Below are 18,396 nucleotides of genomic sequence, written 5' to 3'. Positions count from 1 at the left end.
ACGCGGAGGCGCCTCAACGGACGGTCGAGATGCCGTCGGCCGTGACCGCGGTTCCGAGGTTCTGGCGGAAGTCGGCTTCGCCGAGGGTCTTCAGTTCGAGCCGAAGCAGCACGGTGCGGTTGCGCTCGCTGGTGCCGAGCGCGGCGGCGGTGGGAGAGACGATGTAGTTCACCGACACCGTGGTGCACTCGTCCTGGTAGCCGCCGCCGATGCTCATGCCGGAGAGGTAGAAGCGCCCGGGGTTGGAATAGACCGGCGCGTCGCCGACCGGGTTGGCGAGGTAGGAGGCGTAGGCGGTTTTGAAATTGTCGCGCACGTCGAGGTAGTGCGACATGTCGATGAGGGCTGAGCCCGTGACGAACCAGTTCGGCGTGACGTGGTAGGTCGCCGAGGCGGTCAGGCCCTCGCGGCGGTTGGCGAAGCCGAGGGCCGGCTGCGCCTTGTAGTAGGAATAGAAGGCCGAGAGGTCGATCGGCGCGAAGGGCGAGAGCCGCGCGATCACGCCGGTCTCGACCCGGTTCACCCCGAGATCCGCCTGGTCGAAACGGCCGCGCGTGATGAAGGTGATGTTCTGGTTCGGCGAGACCTGGACCCGACCGACGAAGTCCGACCGGCGGTTCTCCAAGCCCGAATCGAGGCCCACATTGGCGATGTCGCCGCGACGGAACGAGTTCACGCCCGCAATCTGGATCGACTCGCCGAACATGGCGTTCGCGTACCAGCCGGCCGGCGTCACCACGGAGTACTGCGCGCCGAGGTTGGTGCGAACGCCGCCCTCGACCCGGTCGTAGCCCGAGAACTTGTCCCACTCGAACAGCGAGGTGTCGTCGAAGATCAGGCTCTGCGCGTCCTCGTTCGGCAGGCGGCCGATACGGGTCTCGCTCGGGCGCGCGATGACCTGCGCGATCGGCTCGATCGTGTGGACACCCAAGGGCCCGAAATTGCTGACGAAGGGATAGCGGTAGTCGATGCCCACCGCCGGCAGCACGCGGCCGGAGAAGTCGGCGTCCTGCCGGGCGATGTTCTGGACCAGGGCGTTCTGGTAGCCGGAATTGCGCGGGTCCACGAAGAACGCGTCCGTGCGCAGGTAGGCGAAGGGCGTGAAGACCTGGCCCGCATCGTCGATGAAGGACCGCCGCCAGGAGAGCTGCGCCGAGGCGCGCGTATTGGTGCCGGCCAGCCCGCGCACGACGCAGCGGCCCCGTTCGAAGACCGTGCAGGTCTCGTAGAGGTTGTAGGTGCGGCCGTTGATCGTGGGCTGGAGCAGGTAGCCCGTGGGGCTCTGGACCGCCTGGAAATCGGTGGCCTGCCGGGTGAGGCTGGTGATGTTCGCCTCGAACCGGACCTCGCCGCCCAGGGGCGCCGGGCCGTTGATCCGCTTGTCGTAGTCGATCACCGGCGCGACGAAGGGCTGCTCCTTCTGCCAGTCGAAGCTCGACAGACCCTTGAAGTAGTAGCCCCGGGCCTCGAACCACGAGCGGTCGCCCTGGCCGATCAGGTAGGCCGTCGAGACCGCCTCACGGAAATAATCCGTGGTGATGCTCTGGTTGCGGATGCGGTAATTGTCGAGGAACCACTTGTCGGTCACCCCGACCACGTCCCAGCCGGTGCGCCAGCGGTCGTTGATGTAGAACTGGCCCTTCGACTCGATCGCGCCGCGAAAGTCGCGATCGCCCGCCCCGAGAGGGCCGGGCAGGAAGGCGCTCGGCGTGGTCTGGAAGATGCCCGACACACGCAGGTTGTAGGAGCCGGTCTCGAGGCGGTGCCGGAACTCGGCCTGCCCGAGGACGCCCTGGTTGCTCAGGAAGGCCGGCGACAGGGTGAGGTCGTAGTTCGGCGCCAGGTTCACGAAGAACGGCGTCGCGATTCCCGAGCCCAGCGCCGTCGAGGTGAGGAAGCGCGGCGTCAGGAAGCCGGTCTTGCGCTTCACCGTCGGGTCGGCCGTCTCGAAATACGGCAGATAGGCGACCGGGATGCCGGCGATCTCGAGGGTCGATTCCTCGAACGAGACGGTGTGGGTCTCGTTGTTGTGGACGATCTTGGTGGCGCGGATCTGCCAGAGGGGCGGCGTCTCCGGGTTGTTCTTGCACGGCTCGCAGGCCGTGTAGGTGCCGTACTCGAAGCTCGTGGTGTCGCCCTCGATCCGCTCGGCGCGGGGGGCCGAGAACCGGGTGCGCACGGGCTGGCCGTTCAGCTCCACCGTCTGCTGCACCCGCAGGGCATCGATGAAGCCGCTCCGGAAGTCGTCGGTGAGCTCCATCTTCTCGCCGGTGAGCACGGCGCCCGTGGCCTCGGTGAGCCGCACGTTGCCCTCCGCGAAGACGCGGCTCGCGTTGCGGTCGTAGGTCACCCGGTCGGCCTGCAGGGTGCGGGCGCCGTAATGCAGCTCCGCGTTGCCCCGCGCCGTCACCGTGTTGCGGTCGTTGTCGTAGACGAGCTCGGCGGCCTCCACGAGGAGGCGCTCGGCCGGCTTCTGGGCCGCGCCGGCCTTCTGGCCGGGGCCGGCTTTGGGCGCACCCTGGGCCAGTGCTCCGCCGCCGAGCGCCGCGGGAGCGGCGACCGTGACCAGAGCCACGAAGCCCGTGGCGAACGCGATGTCGGCGACCCTACGCAACGCCAGTCCCAACTCCTGCCAAGGTTCCCGCTCCGTCCCCACCGTGGAGTCCGGCATCAGCCATCCTCCTGATAGAGAAGCGTGAGCGTACCGAGGAGACTCCCTACCACGGCCGGGAACCACGCCGCCACCGTCGGCGTCACGATTCCCGAGGCACCGAGGCCTTCCAGCACCTGTCGGGCGACATACAGCACGAACCCCGCCGCCACGCCGCCCAGCACCAGCTTGCCCACCCCACCAAAGCGGAAGAACCTTAAGGAAACGCTGGCCGCCACCAGCACCATGGCGAGGAACAGCACCGGCCGGGCGAGCAGCACGTCGTACTGGAGCCGGTACCGGGTGGCATCGAGGCCGGCCCGCTCGAACCGCGAGATCGTCTCGGGGAGTTGCCAGAAAGGCACGGAATCCGGCGGCGTGAAGCGCTGCCGGACCTGCGAGGGCACCAGGGTCGAGGCGATGAGGTAAGTGTCGTAGCTCTCCGCCGGCTGGCCCAGCGCCATCACGCGCGCCTGCGACAACGCCCAATAGCCGTCGTGCAGGGTCGCCCGCGCCGCCTCGATCTGCGCCGTGAAGGTGCCCGCGTCGTCGAAGGTGAAGACCGAGACGCCCGCCAGGGTGGTCGTGCCCTCGATGGCGGTGTCGGCCCGCAGGATCGCCTGCCCGTCGAGGCTACGCTGGCGGATCCACAGGTCCTTGCCGGAATTGGCTTTCGTGGACCGAGAAAAGATCTTGGCCTCGATCTCGGTGGAGCGCTGCTTCATCAGCGCCGAGACCGGATTGTAGACGCCCACCGTGAAGGCGCCGATGGCGAGCGCCACGAACGCGCCCGGTTGCAGGAACTGCCAGGCCGAGATGCCGGCGGCACGCGCCACCACGAGTTCGAGCTTGCGCGACAACTGCAGCAGGGTGGCCATCGAGCCGAACAGGATCGCGAAGGGCAGCACGCCCTCGGCCACAGCCGGGGTGCGGTAGAGCGAGAGCTGCGCCATCAAACCTGTGGACGCACCCTCGGCATCCCCCGCGCGGCGCAGGAGCTCGACGAAATCGAGGGTGTAGACGAGGGTGAACACCGTGAGGAACACGCCGAGGATCGTGCGCACGAAGCGCATGGCGAAGTAGCGGCCGAGGGTGGCGCCGATCAGCATGGCCGCGCGCTCCGCCTCACTGCACGCCGAGGCGCGGGCGCCGGCCGAGGCGGCCCGCGAGCCCGCTCATCGCCCGGGCCACGCGCGCGTTCCAGGACCGCACCGCCGCGCCGTTGAAGATCATCACCGCCGAGATCAGGATCGCCAGGAGGGGCACGGCGTAGACCGCCACCACCGCGCCCGCGCTGCGGGCGGCCGCACTCGAGGCGGCGAAGCCCCCGATGCGCACCACCACCACGGCGAGCACGGCGCCCGCCACCGCGAGGCCGCGCCCCTGGCGCGTGGTGCGCGGATCGCCCAGCGCCGCGAAGGCGATGAAGGTGAGGGCGAGGGGATAGAGCCAGGACGAGAGCCGGTCGTGCAGCTCCGCCCGGAAGCGGCCCTTCTGCTGCCGGTAGTAGGTCTCGCTGGTGTCGGGGAACAGGAGCTGCATCGTGGCACGCTCGCGCGGCTTGTAGACGAGCTCGGCATCCGGCGGCGTGAAGGCGGCCAGATCGACGGTGTAGCGCTCGAAGGTGATGATCGAGGCGTCGCGCGAGCCTTTCTGCTGCCGGTGGATGCTGCCCTTCTGCAGGGCGAGGTAGCTCTGGCCACCATACTCCATCGCCTGGCCCCGCTCGGCGAGGTAGACCACCGACTTTCCCGCCTCGCGCTTGTCCTGGATGAAAAGGCCGAGCAGGGCCCCGCCGGGCCCGCGCTCGCGGAAGTGGAAGGTGATGCCGCTGTCGAGGCTGGTGAACTGGCCTTCCTTGACCACGTTGGCGATGAAGTCGCCCCGCACGCGGGTGAGCACGTCCCGCAATTCCTGGAACGAGGACGGCATGACCTGGATCGTCAGGAACGCCACCGCGAGGCTGACGGCGAGGCCGAGGCTGAGGAAGGGGCGCAGGATCTGCCGGGGCCGCATGCCGGCGGCCGACATCACGATGAGCTCGGAATCGCCGTTGAGCTTGTTGAGCGCGTAGACCACCGCGATGAACAGCGCCACGGGCGCGATCACGGTGATCAGGGTCGGCAGCGACAGGCCCGTGATCAGGAAGAAGATCACCAGGGTCTGGCCCTTGGCGGTGATCAGGTCGAGTTCGCGCAGGGCCTGTGTCACCCAGATCGTGCCGGTCAGGCCGACCAGGCAGGCCAGGAACGCCCCGAGCGCGATTCTGAAGATGTAGCGCTCGATCTGCGTCATCGGTTCTCGTGGATCGGCGTCGTGCGGAATTGCCCCCCGCATCGGCCAGGGCGCGTCGACGCCCCATCCGTCTTTCTAGCCGCCCACCCCCCGGCGGTCGACTCCGACCGGGGCGCGCCAATTCGGGCGGTTTCGCGGCATCGTGATCGCGTTGCGTTCTCTGCCTCAACGGGTACACAGAAGCCCTCGGAGCGGCGCATCCCAGCGCGTGCCGCTCCGCACACGGTTTCTCGCGCACCAGCGATCGAACGGACTCCATCGTTCGAGCGAAATTCTCGGAAAGCAGCGTCATGGCGGACGGAATCACGATCGCGTTCGGGCCCCTGGGGCCTGTGGGCCGGGGCGACGTCGTCCTCTTCGTCGGCGACGATCTCGCGCTGGCCCCGGCGGTCGCCCAGGCCATCGGCGGCGGGGTGGCCGATCTCGTGGCCCGCGCGGCGGCCAGCGAGCGCTTCAAGGGCAAGTCCCTGTCGGCCCTGGCGCTGCCCGCCCCGGCCGGCCTGGAGGCCGACCGTCTCCTCGTCATCGGTCTCGGCTCGGAGAAGGACCGCGCCAAGATCGACTGGCCGGCCCTCGGCGGCTTCACCGCCGGCAAGGTCTCGGGGCGTAGCGCCGGAGTGGCGCTGATCGCCGCCGGCCTCGACGTCACCGCCGCGAACGCGGCCGACTTCGCCCTCGGCGCCCGCCTGCGCCACTACAGCTTCGACCGCTACAAGACCAAGAAGAAGCCCGAGGGCGAGGACGCCAAGGGCACTGCCCTGACCCTGATGGTGGCCGACGTCGCCGCCGCCGAGGCCGCCGCGAAGGTGTCCGAGGCCGTCGCCGACGGCGTCATCCTCGCCCGCGAACTCATCAACGAGCCGCCGAACGTCCTCTATCCGGAGGAGTTCGCGCGTCGCGCCGAGGCGCTGACGGCGCTTGGCGTCGAGGTCGAGGTGCTCGGCCCGGGCAAGCTCGAGGCGCTGGGCATGGGCGCGCTGCTGGCCGTAGCCCAGGGCTCGACGCGCGAGGCCCGCGTCGTGGTGATGCGCTGGAACGGCGCCACCGATCCGAACGAGGCGCCCATCGCCTTCATCGGCAAGGGCGTGTGCTTCGATTCCGGCGGCATCTCGATCAAGTCGGCCGGCGGCATGGAGGACATGAAGGGCGACATGGGCGGCGCGGCCTGCGTCGTCGGCACGCTGCACGCGCTGGCCAGCCGCAAGGCGAAGGTCAACGTGGTGGGCGCCATCGGCATCGTCGAGAACATGCCGGACGGCAACGCCATGCGCCCGAGCGACATCGTCACCTCGATGTCGGGCCAGACCATCGAGATCATCAACACCGATGCGGAAGGCCGCCTCGTCCTTGCCGACGTGCTCTGGCACATCCAGAGCGCCTACAAGCCGAAGTTCATGATCGATCTGGCCACCCTGACGGGCGCGATCATCGTGGCCCTGGGCCAGGACATCGCCGGCATGTTCTCCAACGACGACGCCCTCTCGGCCAAGATCACGGCGGCCGGCGAGGCCACGGGCGAGGCCGTGTGGCGGATGCCGCTGATCCCGGCCTACGACAAGGCGATCGATTCGAAGTTCGCCGACATGAAGAACACCGGCGGCCGGCACGGCGGTGCCGCCACCGCGGCCTCCTTCCTCAAGCGCTACGTCAACGACGTGCCCTGGGCCCATCTCGACATCGCAGGCGTCGCGATGTCCTCCTCTGCGAGCGAGATCAACCGGAGCTGGGGCGCGGGCTGGGGCGTGCGGATGCTCGACCGCCTGGTGCGCGATCACTACGAGGCCTGAGCCGCATGCCGGCGGCCGTGATTCCCCTCGCGGCCGCGATCCTGGCGGTCGCCCTCGCGTTCGCCACGGGCTTCGACCAGCGGTGGACCCTGCCGCCGGAACTGGATGCCCGGTTCTACGGCTTCTTCCTCGATCGCTATCCGCTTTTCGCGATCGCGATCGTCTACGGAGTCGCCTGTCTCGGTCTGCGCATCGTTCGGCCGGGACCGGCCGGCTGGCCCCGTCGCCTCGTCGGTGGGGCGGTCGCCCTCGCGCTGTTTCTCGCGGTCTGCCTCTATCCCACCTTCGGCGGCGTGACCCTGCGCCTCGCCTTCGCCAGCGGCGGCACGGCCTTCCTCACGCAGCAGGCGATGCCGGCGGCCTATGCCCTCGGCTCGGCGCTGGCCGCCCTGGTATTCGCCGCGGCGCTCGGCGTCGGCGCCTTGCTGATCGGCAACCGGACGGCGCAGCGTCCCCGGCGCTGGTTGCGCGCGCTCGGCGAGGCGCTGGTCCGCACCCTCGCCCTCTGGTTCGCCCTCGCGGTCCTCGGCCTCGCGCATGCGGCGGGCTTCGGGATCTGGCCGCGCCGGTCGATGACGGCGGGCGACGCCTTGTTGGCCCTGGCCCTGGCGGGCATCGCCTTTCTGCCACACCTGGCCTGCACCGGACTGACGACGCGGCGAGATCGTTCCCGCCGCTTCCACGCCGCCGCTTGATCCGGCCGCCGGGATGGCCGAGGATGGTTTAGATGTGAACTAAGGGGGCAGGAAGCCGCCGGGTCACATCACAGGGAGGATCGACATGGCCGAAACCCGGAGCGCCGCGCGCCCCTGGCTGTCCGCTTATCCGCCGGGCATTCCGGCGGACCTCGACATCGACCGCCTGGGCACGCTGGTCGACCTGTTCGACGACTGCATGGCGCGCTCGGCGCAACGTCCCGCTCTGGAGTGTTTCGGCATCCCGGTTTCCTACGCGTCCCTCGGCGCATCCGCCGAAGCCGTCGCTGCCTGGCTCGCCGCCCAGGGCCTCACCAAGGGCGACCGCGTCGCGATCATGATGCCGAACGTGGCGGCCTATCCGGCGACCATCTTCGGCGTGCTGCTGGCCGGCTGCACCGTGGTCAACGTCAATCCGCTCTACACCCCGCGCGAGCTGACGGCGCAGCTGAACGATTCGGGGGCGCGCATCCTCTTCGTCCTCGAGAATTTCGCCCATACGGTGATGCAGGCCCTGCCGGACCTCGCCCTCGACCGCATCGTCCTGGCCGGACCCGGCGACGGCCTCGGCCTGAAGGGGCGGCTGATCACCCTGGCCTCGCGCCATCTCAAGAAGGCGGTGCCGCCCTATCGCTTTCCGGACGGGCTCGCCGTCCGCTTCGACGCGGTGATCCGCTCGGGCACCGGCAAGCCCAAGGTCCGCGTGCCCGTGGGCCAGGACGACCTCGCGTTCCTGCAATATACCGGTGGTACGACGGGGGTCGCCAAGGCGGCGATGCTCACCCACCGCAACATCATGGCCAATGTCGAGCAGAGCCGGGTCTGGTTCCGCGTCTCGGCCGACGACGGCCGGATGCGCGTCATGGTCACGGCGCTGCCGCTCTACCACATCTTCGCGCTGACCTGCTGCTTCTTCTTCTTCATGAAGGTCGGCGGCTGTTGCCTGCTGATCGCCAACCCGCGCGACGCGGACGGCTTCATCAAGACGTTGAAGGGCACGCGCTTCACCCATTTCTCCGGGGTGAACACGCTGTTCAACCTGCTCATCAACCATCCCAAGATCCACGAGGTCGATTTCTCGAACCTCGACTTCGTCATCGCGGGGGGCATGGCGGTGCAGGCCACCGTCGCCGAGCGCTGGAAGGCGATCACCGGCTCCGCCATCGTGGAAGGCTACGGTCTGTCGGAGACCTCGCCGGTGGTCTGCGTCAACCCGCCGGACCTCGCCGAATGGAGCGGGACCATCGGCTATCCCGTGCCCTCGACGGACGTCTCGGTCCGCGGGATCGACGGGCAGGAGGTCGGGATCGGCGAGTCCGGCGAACTCTGCGTGCGCGGGCCCCAGGTCATGGCCGGTTACTGGAAGCGTTCGGACGAGACCGCCCGGGCCACGACGGCGGACGGCTACTTCCGCACCGGCGACGTGGCGGTGCTGAACCCCGACGGGCAGGTCCGCATCGTCGACCGGATGAAGGACATGATCCTGGTCTCGGGGTTCAACGTCTATCCGAACGAGATCGAGGACGTGCTCGCCAGCCATCCGGGCGTGCTCGAATGCGCCGTGGTGGGAGCCGTTAACGACGAGACCGGCGAGATGGTCGTGGCGCACGTGGTGCGCAAGGACGAGGCGATGACCACCGACGCGCTGCGGACCTTCGCGCGCTCGCAGCTTACCGGATACAAGGTCCCGCGCCGGGTCGTCTTCCACGACGCCCTGCCCAAGACCAATGTCGGCAAGGTGCTGCGCCGGGCGCTGCGCGACGATCCGCCCCCTCCCTGAGGTCCGCGGGCGTGTAACCTTCGGCGGCCCGCCGGCGAAGGGTGACATCGCGACGGCTTGCGCGCCTGCCGCGTCCGGCCGATGTCATACAGCGGAATGTCCTGGCAACAGGCCGGCGCGCAGCGATCCGCGCCGCAGGGAGGGATCGACATGCATATCAGGCGAAACCGGGCATGGGAGATGCCGGAACATCTCGCGACGCCGGAGAGCGTCTTCCTCGACCGGCGGCGCCTGCTCGGCGGCGCGGCCGGCTTGGCGGCGGCCTCCCTCATCGGGATTGAGGGCGCGCAGGCGGCCTCCGACCCCACCGCCGACCTCTACCCGGCCAAGCGCAACGAGGCCTACACCCTCGACCGCCCGCTGACGCCGGAGAAGTTCAGCGCCGACTACAACAACTTCTACGAGTACGGCACCTCGAAGTCGGTCCTTCCGGCCGCCAACGCCCTGAAGACGCGGCCCTGGACGGTGGCGATCGACGGTCTCGTCGAGAAGCCGATGACCCTCGGGATCGACGACCTCATCCGCAAGATGCCCCTGGAGGAGCGCCTCTACCGGCACCGCTGCGTCGAGGCCTGGTCGATGTCGGTGCCCTGGACCGGCTTCCCGCTCTCCAAGCTCGTGGCGTTGGCCAAGCCTGCCGCGGGCGCGAAGTACATCCAGATGCAGACCTTCCTCGACCGCGCGATGGCGCCGGGGCAGAAGTCGTTCTTGTATCCCTGGCCCTACACGGAGGGCCTCACCCTGGAGGAGGCGGCCAACGACCTCGCCTTCGTCGCCACCGGCGTCTACGGCAAGCCGCTCGCCAACCAGTTCGGCGCGCCGATCCGCCTCGTGGTGCCGTGGAAGTATGGCTTCAAGTCGGTGAAATCGATCACCAAGATCTCGTTCGTGGCCGAGCGGCCGAAGACGTTCTGGGAAGGGCTGCAGGCCGCCGAGTACGGCTTCTGGGCCAACGTCAACCCGGCGGTGTCGCATCCGCGCTGGAGCCAGGCGACGGAGCGGGTGCTCGGCACCGACCAGCGCGTGCCGACGCTGATCTACAACGGCTACGGCGAGCAGGTCGCCGGCCTCTACAAGGGTCTGGAGAAAGAGCGCCTGTTCGTCTGACGGACACGGACGGGGAGGGCGGGGCGGCGGACCACCGCCCCGTTCCCTGGCCTCAGTAGGTCCAGCGCTGGGCCTTGGCGACGAGGAAGTCGCGGAACGCCTGCACGCGGGCGACGGTGCGCATTTCCTCGGCGTAGACGAGATAGCTCTCCATGTGGGGCATCTCGGTCTCGCGCATCACCTGCACGAGCCCGGTCTGACCCTCCGCCGCGTAGTCCGGCAGGATGCCGATGCCGGCGCCGGTGTCGATGGCCTGCTGCAGGGCGGTGATGTTGTTGACCGTGAAATGGATCGTCCGACGCTCCTGACCCTCGCGGCCCACCGTCGAGAGCCAGTGGGTGGCCAGCAGGTAGGACGGCTCGTTGCCGCCGAACGAGACGAGGCGGTGGTTGTCGAGGTCGGCGATCGTTTTCGGCACGCCGAAGCGCTTCACGTAATCCTGCGACGCGAAGGCGTGATAGTGCACCGTGAACAGGCGCCGCTGGATCAGGTCCGGCTGGGCCGGGCGCCGCATCCGAATGGCCACGTCCGCCTCGCGCATGGCGAGATCGAGCTCCTCGTTGGTGAGGATGAGCTCGACGCGGACATCCGGGTAGAGGTCGAGGAATTCGGCGATGCGCTGGGCGAGCCAGGCGGTGCCGAGACCCACCGTGGTCGTCACCTTGAGGTCGCCGGTCGGCCGCTCGCTGGTTTCGACGAGGCGCGCCTTGGTGTTCTCCAGCCGCAGCTTCATGTCGCGCGCCGCGCGGAACAGGAGGTCGCCCTGCTCGGTCAGGATCAGGCCGCGGGCATGGCGGTGGAACAGCGGCGCCTTCAACTCGCGCTCGAGGGCACTGATCTGCCGGCTCACCGCCGACTGGCTCAGGCCGATGTCGTCGCCGGCGCGGGTGAAGCTGCCGGCCTCCGCGACGTTGAGGAAGATGCGGATCTTGTCCCAGTCCAAGGCGACCACTCCCGTACGCAACCCGACGCCGATCGGCCCCGCACCATGAACGTCGCGGCCAGGTCCCGGCGGACCCGGCTCCGGTCACCCGCGCATCGGTGGGAAATCGGAGGATGAGTCATGCGGCAAGCGCCGACGGCTCATGCCGCCAGCGCTTAGGTTAGAGGAAGGACCTTGCGATTGTCTTGACGTCCCGCGCAAGGCGCAGGCCGCGTTCATCCGCCGGATTCTTGCATCCGCAGGATTCTTGCATCCGCAGGATTCTCGCATCCGCCGGATTCTTGCATCCACCGTATTCTCGCTATTCGGCGGCCGCTTGCTGCGGCGTTTCGCCGACTTCGAGGGCGGCCAGGTACTTCTCCGCGTCGAGGGCCGCCATGCACCCCATGCCGGCGGCGGTGATCGCCTGCCGATAGACGTCGTCGGTGACGTCGCCCGCCGCGTAGACGCCCGGGATCGCCGTGTGGGTCGTGCCCGGCGCGGTCTCGATGTAGCCGCCGTCGCGCATGGCGAGCTGGCCCTCGAAGATCGCGGTGGCGGGCTGGTGCCCGATGGCGATGAAGACGCCGTCGGTCTTGCGCTCGGTGATCTCGCCGGTGCGGGTGTCCTTGAGGCGGACATGGGTCACCGACGGGGGCTTCTCACCGCCGCAGATCTCCTCGACGGCGTGGTGCCAGACCACCTCGACGTTGGGATGCTTGAACAGGCGCTCCTGCAGGATCCGCTCGGCCCGGAACTCGCCCCGGCGGTGGACGACGATCACCTTGGCGGCGAGATTGGCAAGGTAGAGCGCCTCCTCCACGGCGGTGTTGCCGCCGCCCACCACGACGACTTCCTTGCCCCGGAAGAAGAACCCGTCGCAGGTGGCGCAGGCCGAGACGCCGAAGCCCTGGAACCGGGCCTCCGACGGCAGGCCCAGCCACTTCGCCTGGGCGCCGGTGGCGATGATGACCGCGTCGGCCGAGTAGGTCTCGCCAGAATCGGCCTCGAGCCGGAACGGCCGGACCTGGAAATCGACCTTGGTGATGTACTCGGACACGATCTTCGTGCCGACATGCTCGGCCTGGGCGCGCATCTGCTCCATCAGCCAGGGCCCCTGGATTGCCTCTGCGAAGCCCGGATAGTTCTCGACGTCGGTCGTGATCATGAGCTGGCCGCCGGGCTGGAAGCCCGAAATCATCAGCGGCTCCACCATGGCGCGGGCCGCGTAGATCGCCGCGGTGTAGCCGGCGGGACCGGAGCCGATGATGATGAGTTTGGAATGCGTATGGGCCATCGTGTCCGTCCTCCTTCAGGCCCAGTTCGCGCGGTGATCCGCGTAGGCCTTGGCCATCGCGTCGGCGATGGCGGGTGTCGCATCCATGGGCGGGTAGTGCATTTCCTCAAGGCGGCCGATGAAGGGCTTCAGGGCGCCCGCCATCGCGAGCCCCGCGAAGAGCCGTCTGTGCCGGATATAGGTCTTCGGCAGGTTGAACAGGAGGACGGGCGCCCCCGTGCTCACGGCCTCGCCGACCATGTTGGCCGAATCGGAGGTGACCACGATCTGCTCGGCGAAGGCCAGCATCCCCACATAGGGGTTGCCGCCGGTTCCGTCCCAGAAGAAGCCGCCCTTGGCCGCCACGAGGTCGCGCAACGCCTTGCGCAGGTTCTCCGGCGTGCGCCGGGACACCGTCACCATCAGCGAGCAGCCGCCATCCGCGAGCTTCGTCAGTTCGGCCAGCAGGCGGCGCATGTCGGCGGCGCGGTAGCTGAGGTGCCGGCTGTCGCCCCCCACGAGCACGGCGATGCGGGGCCAGGGCAGGTCGACGAGCCGCGGATCGGGCGCATTGCGCGCGGCCTCGATCCGGGCGGCCGAGACCGGATGCGGGGGGGTGAGGGTGGTGAAGACGTTGGGACCGCGCAAATCGTCGTAATCGGGCACCCAGACGAAATTGGCCGTATCGTGCCCGGTGCGCGGATCCTTGAGGAAGGCCGTGAAGGTGCGCCCGCCGGAGGCCTGCCGGACGGCCCGAAGATACGGCACCGCGCGCCGGCCCGAGGCGATCAGCAGGTCGGGCAGCGGACCCGCGAGGGCGCCCTTGCGCCCGCCCGGCTGATCGCGCGGGTCGATCGGCCCCCAGGGCGCCATCCATCCGAAGGGCGGGCGAGGCGTCACGCGCCGCCGCTCGAAGGCGACGCCGAGGGTTTCCGCGATGGCGACGCACTGGTTCTCGTCGCCGGCCTTGCCGTCGGTGATGATCCAGGTTCGGGCCCGGGCGAGGTCGGGGAGGGAGTTCGGCGCTGCCGCGCCGGAAGCGGAGGTCATTGCGGACGCTGCCGACATCGAACGATCCAGGTCAATCCTTTAGGAGCGGTCAATCCACCAGGAGGATCGCTCCAGGAAAATCCGACCACCCGGTGGTCGCTCGGTGAACGCTCAATCGCGCGCGAGCGCCCGGCGCAGCCATCCCGCGTAGTGCCCGGCGATGGCGGCGACGCGCCGCCGCTCCGATTCGGGGTCGTACCAGGCGCCGCCGGAACTGGCGGGGGTCGCGGAGAGCTGGGGATGGCGCGCCAACACCTCGCCACGCCGCCCGACGAGGAGGGCGTCCCCGTCGAGATAGTCCGTCTGTCCGCCCCCGCCGAATCGTCCGCGCCCGCCCTCGCCACCCGCGTACGGGTTGATCGTAAGGCCCTTGATCCGCACCACCAGCACGGGTCCGGCGCCGCCGAGCCGGTCGGCGAATTCCGTGCGCAGGGCCGCCGTCAGGTCGTCGCGCAGGGCCAGGGCCTGCGCACCGCCGCCCTGGGCGAGCAACGGCTGGACGTCGACGCGGATGCCGGAGAGCCCGGCGGCCGCGAAACCGGCGGGCGGTTCGGCCCGCGCCGGTCCCGGGGCGCCGGTCCAGAGCAGGACCGCGAGCCCGAGCGTCGCCCCGGCCGCGCGCCGCGTCACCGGCCGCATCGGCGGATCAGCCGCCGTACTGGACGGCAACCACCTCGTAGGACTTGCCGCCGCCCGGCGTCGTCACCTCGACGGTGTCGCCGACGCCCTTGCCGATCAGCGCGCGGGCGATGGGCGACGTGATCGAGACCAGGCCCGAGCGGACATCCGCCTCCGGCTCGCCCACGAGCTGGTAGGTCTTCTCTTCCTCGGTGTCCTCGTCGAGGAGCTTCACGGTGGCGCCGAACTTGATCTTCGTGCCCGAGAGCTTCGAGACGTCGATCACCTCGGCGCGCGAGATCATGCTCTCCAGTTCGAGGACGCGGCCCTCGTTGTGGGACTGCGCCTCCTTGGCGGCATGGTACTCGGCATTCTCCGACAGGTCGCCAAGGGCGCGGGCCTCGGCGATGGCCTGGATGATCCGCTGGCGCTCCACCTGCTGGCGGTGCTTCAACTCCTCTTCCAGCGCTGCGTAACCGCGCACCGTCATCGGAACCTTGTCTATCGTCATCGTCTCGCGCCACAATGAATAGGCCCGGCCAGGAGCACTGTGCTCCCTCCGGGCCAGAGTAAGAAACTCCTGAACCGCAGACAGCACGGCCTCCGATCAAGTCGGAAGCCGCGCCAAAATTCAGGCCGCGAAGTATTCCTGCAAGGCGCGGACCTTGAGATCGCCCCCGAGATAGGCCTTGATCCCTTCGGCCGCCGCCATCGCCCCGGCAAGAGTGGTGTAGTACGGCACTTTATGCAAGAGGGCAGCACGCCGGAGTGAACGCGAGTCCGAGAGGGCGCCCGCCCCCTCGGTGGTGTTGAACACCAGCTGGATGTCGCCGTTCTTGATCGAGTCGACGACGTGCGGACGGCCCTCCAGCACCTTGTTCACCCGCTCCGTCGCGACCCCCTGATCCGCCAGGTAGCGCTGGGTGCCGCTGGTGGCCACGATGGTGAAGCCGAGCTCCGAGAGCAGCCGGATGGCCGGCAGGATGCGCTCCTTGTCGGCATCGCGCACCGAGACGAAGACCGCGCCGCCCTTCGGCACCAGGGTGCCGGAGCCGAGCTGGCTCTTGGCGAAGGCGACGCCGAAGCTCGAATCGAGGCCGATGACCTCGCCGGTGGAGCGCATCTCCGGTCCGAGCAGGACGTCGACGCCGGGGAAGCGCGCGAAGGGGAACACCGCCTCCTTGACGGCGATGTGATCGAGGTCCTTCGCCTTGAGGCCGAAGCTCGCGAGGGGCTCGCCGGCCATGACGCGGGCGGCGATCTTGGCGATGGGCTCGCCGATGACCTTCGCCACGAACGGCACCGTGCGCGAGGCGCGGGGGTTCACCTCCAGCACATAAATCGTGCCGTCCTTGATCGCGTACTGCACGTTCATCAGGCCGCCGACCTTGAGCGCCAGGGCCATGGCCTTCGTCTGCCGCTCCAATTCCGAGATGATCTCGGGCGAGAGCGAGCGCGAGGGCAGCGAGCAGGCGGAATCGCCCGAGTGGATGCCCGCTTCCTCGATGTGCTCCATGATGCCGGCGATGAACACGTCGGTGCCGTCGCAGATCGCATCGACGTCGATCTCGGTGGCGTCCGAGAGGTAGCGGTCGAACAGCAGCGGGTTCTTGCCCAGCACCGTGTTGATCTGCCCCGTCTTGTCGTTGGGGTAGCGCGCCTTGACGTCGGAGGGGATCAGGCTCGGCAGGGTGTCGAGGAGGTAGTCGGCGAACTGGGCCTCGTCGCGGATGATCGCCATGGCGCGGCCGCCGAGCACGTAGCTCGGGCGCACCACGAAGGGCAGGCCGAGATCGGAGGCGATGAGGCGGCTCTGCTCCACCGAGTAGGCGATGCCGTTCTTCGGCTGCTTCATCCCGAGCTTGTCGAGGAGGCGCTTGAACTGGTCGCGGTCCTCGGCGAGGTCGATGGCATCCGGCGAGGTGCCGAGGATCGGCACGCCGGCGGCCTCCAGGGCGCGGGCGAGCTTCAGCGGGGTCTGGCCGCCGAACTGCACGATGACGCCGTGGAGCGTGCCGGCCTGCCGCTCAGTCTCGATGATCTCGAGGACGTCCTCCTCGGTCAGCGGCTCGAAATAGAGACGGTCGGAGGTGTCGTAGTCGGTCGAGACCGTCTCCGGGTTGCAGTTGACCATGACGGTCTCATAGCCAGCCTCGGTGAGCGCGAAGCAGGCGTGGCAGCAGCAATAGTCGAACTCGATGCCCTGGCCGATCCGGTTCGGGCCGCCGCCGAGGATGATGACCTTCTTGGCGTCGGTGGGCCGGGCCTCGTCCACCACGGTCCCGGCGAAGGGCGCCACGTAGGTCGAGTACATGTAGGCGGTGGGGGCCTGGAACTCGGCCGCGCAGGTGTCGATGCGCTTGAACACGGGGCGAACGCCGAGCGCCCGCCGGGCGGCCCGCACGCTGTCCTCGTCGGTCTTGGCGAGCACGGCGAGGCGCGCGTCGGAGAAGCCGGCGGCCTTCAGCTGGCGCAGAGCCCCGGGGGTGTTCGGGATGCCGTGCGCCTTGACCCGGTTCTCGAGGTCGATGATCGCCTGGAGCTGCTCCAGGAACCACGGATCGATCTTGCAGGAGGCATGGACCTCCTCGTGGCTGACGCCCAGGCGCAGGGCCTGACCGACCTTGAGCAGGCGGTCGGGCGTCGGCGTGCCAAGGGCCGCCTTGATCGCATTGTGGTCGTCGCCCTTGCCGAGACCCTCAATCTCGATCTCGTCGAGGCCGGTGAGACCGGTCTCCAGGGAGCGCAGGGCCTTCTGGAGCGATTCGGCAAAACAGCGGCCGATCGCCATGGCCTCGCCCACCGACTTCATGGCGGTGGTCAGGGTCGGCTCGGCGCCGGGGAACTTCTCGAAGGCGAACCGGGGGATCTTGGTGACGACGTAGTCGATGGACGGCTCGAACGAGGCTGGGGTCGCGCCGCCCGTGATGTCGTTGGCGATCTCATCGAGGGTGTAGCCCACGGCCAGCTTGGCCGCGACCTTGGCGATGGGGAAGCCGGTGGCCTTCGAGGCCAAGGCGGAGGAGCGCGAGACGCGCGGGTTCATCTCGATGACGATCATCCGGCCCGTGGCCGGGTCGATGGCGAACTGCACGTTCGAGCCGCCGGTCTCGACGCCGATCTCGCGGAGCACAGCGAGCGACGCGTCGCGCATCACCTGGTATTCCTTGTCGGTCAGCGTGAGCGCCGGCGCGACCGTGATGGAATCGCCTGTGTGGACGCCCATCGGGTCGATGTTCTCGATGGAGCAGACGATGATGCAGTTGTCGTTCTTATCGCGAACGACCTCCATCTCGTATTCCTTCCAGCCGAGGACAGACTCCTCGATCAGGACCTCGTTGGTCGGCGAGGCGTCGATGCCGCGCTCGACGATGTCCAGGAATTCCTCGCGGTTGTAGGCGATGCCGCCGCCGGTGCCGCCCATCGTGAAGGAGGGGCGGATGATCGCCGGCAGACCGACCTCGGCCAGCGCGATCAGCGCCTGTCCGATGGCGTGCTCGCCGTAGCGCTTGCGCCGCTCGGATTCACCCCGGTGCCAGGTCTTCTCGAAGGCGGCGAGGGCGGCCGTCCGGGCCTCGCCCTCGTTGGCGGCTTCGATGCGGGCGATCTCGGCGAGGTACTTCGCGCGGTCGGCCTTCTTGGCGGCGGAGGCGTTGGCGAGCGCCGATTTCGGCGTCTCCAGGCCGATCTTCGTCATCGCGTCGCGGAAGAGGTGGCGGTCCTCCGCCTTGTCGATCGCCTCGGTGGTGGCGCCGATCATCTGGACGTCGAACTTCTCGAGCACGCCCATCTTCTTGAGGGAGAGGGCGCAGTTCAGCGCGGTCTGGCCGCCCATGGTGGGCAGCAGGGCGAACCCGCCCGGAACGGCGTAGCGCTCCTTCTCGATGATCTTGGCCACGATCTCGGGCGTGATCGGCTCCACATAGGTGGCATCGGCCATGTCCGGGTCGGTCATGATCGTGGCCGGATTCGAATTCACCAGCACGATCCGGTAGCCCTCCTCGCGGAGGGCCTTGCAGGCCTGGGTCCCGGAATAATCGAACTCGCAGGCCTGACCGATGACGATCGGCCCCGCACCGATGATCAGGATCGAGGAGATATCGGTGCGTTTCGGCATCGGGCGCCTTGGCTGCAAGCACGCGCGCCCGACCGGGCACTGTGCCGGAGCGGCACGGGCCTGGGGGCGCTAGCGGCGTGGATTGTCGTTGATCCTGGC

General features: G+C 68.8%; 13 protein-coding genes. 4 read left to right on the top strand and 9 right to left on the bottom strand.

Going from position 1 to position 18,396, the window contains the following annotated elements; genetic code table 11:
• Positions 1–13: 13 nt before the first annotated feature.
• From MFF30_RS08710 to lptF, 3 genes are read right to left on the bottom strand one after another with little or no spacing between them, the layout of a single operon-like run.
• On the bottom strand, positions 14–2,671 hold the full coding sequence (locus MFF30_RS08710; protein WP_373320869.1) for an LPS-assembly protein LptD: 2,658 nt from the start codon (positions 2,669–2,671) through the stop codon (positions 14–16).
• Positions 2,671–3,759, bottom strand: a complete 1,089-nt coding sequence (gene lptG, locus MFF30_RS08705; protein WP_238278768.1) for an LPS export ABC transporter permease LptG — start codon at positions 3,757–3,759, stop codon at positions 2,671–2,673. The genes MFF30_RS08710 and lptG overlap by 1 nt, the downstream gene beginning before the upstream one ends.
• Positions 3,760–3,775: 16 nt before the next feature.
• Positions 3,776–4,945, bottom strand: a complete 1,170-nt coding sequence (gene lptF / locus MFF30_RS08700; protein ID WP_238278766.1) for an LPS export ABC transporter permease LptF — start codon at positions 4,943–4,945, stop codon at positions 3,776–3,778.
• Between the two features lie 290 nt (positions 4,946–5,235).
• On the opposite strand from lptF, the gene MFF30_RS08695 reads away from it, so the two are divergent.
• From MFF30_RS08695 to msrP, 4 genes are all read left to right on the top strand, one after another.
• Entirely contained in the window at positions 5,236–6,732 is a 1,497-nt protein-coding gene (locus MFF30_RS08695) for a leucyl aminopeptidase (RefSeq protein WP_238278764.1), read from the top strand.
• A 5-nt stretch (positions 6,733–6,737) separates the two neighbouring features.
• Positions 6,738–7,427, top strand: coding sequence for a hypothetical protein (locus tag MFF30_RS08690; protein ID WP_238278761.1), 690 nt, complete (start codon positions 6,738–6,740; stop codon positions 7,425–7,427).
• 85 nt (positions 7,428–7,512) lie between these two features.
• Positions 7,513–9,207: an AMP-binding protein gene (locus MFF30_RS08685; protein ID WP_238278760.1), complete on the top strand. Its 1,695-nt coding sequence runs from the start codon at positions 7,513–7,515 to the stop codon at positions 9,205–9,207.
• 150 nt (positions 9,208–9,357) lie between these two features.
• On the top strand, positions 9,358–10,314 hold the full coding sequence (gene msrP, locus MFF30_RS08680) for a protein-methionine-sulfoxide reductase catalytic subunit MsrP (RefSeq protein WP_238278758.1): 957 nt from the start codon (positions 9,358–9,360) through the stop codon (positions 10,312–10,314).
• A 52-nt stretch (positions 10,315–10,366) separates the two neighbouring features.
• On the opposite strand, the gene MFF30_RS08675 is transcribed toward msrP, so the two are convergent.
• The 6 genes from MFF30_RS08675 to carB form a co-directional block, all read right to left on the bottom strand.
• Entirely contained in the window at positions 10,367–11,257 is an 891-nt protein-coding gene (locus tag MFF30_RS08675) for a LysR family transcriptional regulator (protein ID WP_238278756.1), read from the bottom strand.
• Positions 11,258–11,558: 301 nt separating this feature from the next.
• Positions 11,559–12,533 carry a thioredoxin-disulfide reductase gene (gene trxB, locus MFF30_RS08670; protein ID WP_238278754.1) on the bottom strand — a complete coding sequence of 325 codons (975 nt, stop codon included), beginning with the start codon at positions 12,531–12,533 and terminating at the stop codon, positions 11,559–11,561.
• 15 nt (positions 12,534–12,548) lie between these two features.
• On the bottom strand, positions 12,549–13,580 hold the full coding sequence (locus MFF30_RS08665; RefSeq protein WP_238278752.1) for a mitochondrial fission ELM1 family protein: 1,032 nt from the start codon (positions 13,578–13,580) through the stop codon (positions 12,549–12,551).
• A 93-nt stretch (positions 13,581–13,673) separates the two neighbouring features.
• Positions 13,674–14,201 carry a hypothetical protein gene (locus tag MFF30_RS08660; RefSeq protein ID WP_238278750.1) on the bottom strand — a complete coding sequence of 176 codons (528 nt, stop codon included), beginning with the start codon at positions 14,199–14,201 and terminating at the stop codon, positions 13,674–13,676.
• 7 nt (positions 14,202–14,208) lie between these two features.
• Positions 14,209–14,685, bottom strand: a complete 477-nt coding sequence (gene greA, locus MFF30_RS08655) for a transcription elongation factor GreA (RefSeq protein WP_181017364.1) — start codon at positions 14,683–14,685, stop codon at positions 14,209–14,211.
• 126 nt (positions 14,686–14,811) lie between these two features.
• Complete coding sequence (gene carB / locus MFF30_RS08650) at positions 14,812–18,297, bottom strand: carbamoyl-phosphate synthase large subunit (RefSeq protein ID WP_238278748.1); 3,486 nt, start codon at positions 18,295–18,297, stop codon at positions 14,812–14,814.
• Positions 18,298–18,396: the final 99 nt, after the last annotated feature.

The organism is Methylobacterium goesingense, from assembly GCF_022179225.1.
In the GTDB taxonomy this organism is placed as follows: Bacteria; Pseudomonadota; Alphaproteobacteria; order Rhizobiales; family Beijerinckiaceae; genus Methylobacterium; species Methylobacterium goesingense.
Note: the sequence above shows the minus strand (reverse complement) of the source record. Positions and strands in the feature narration are given on the sequence as shown.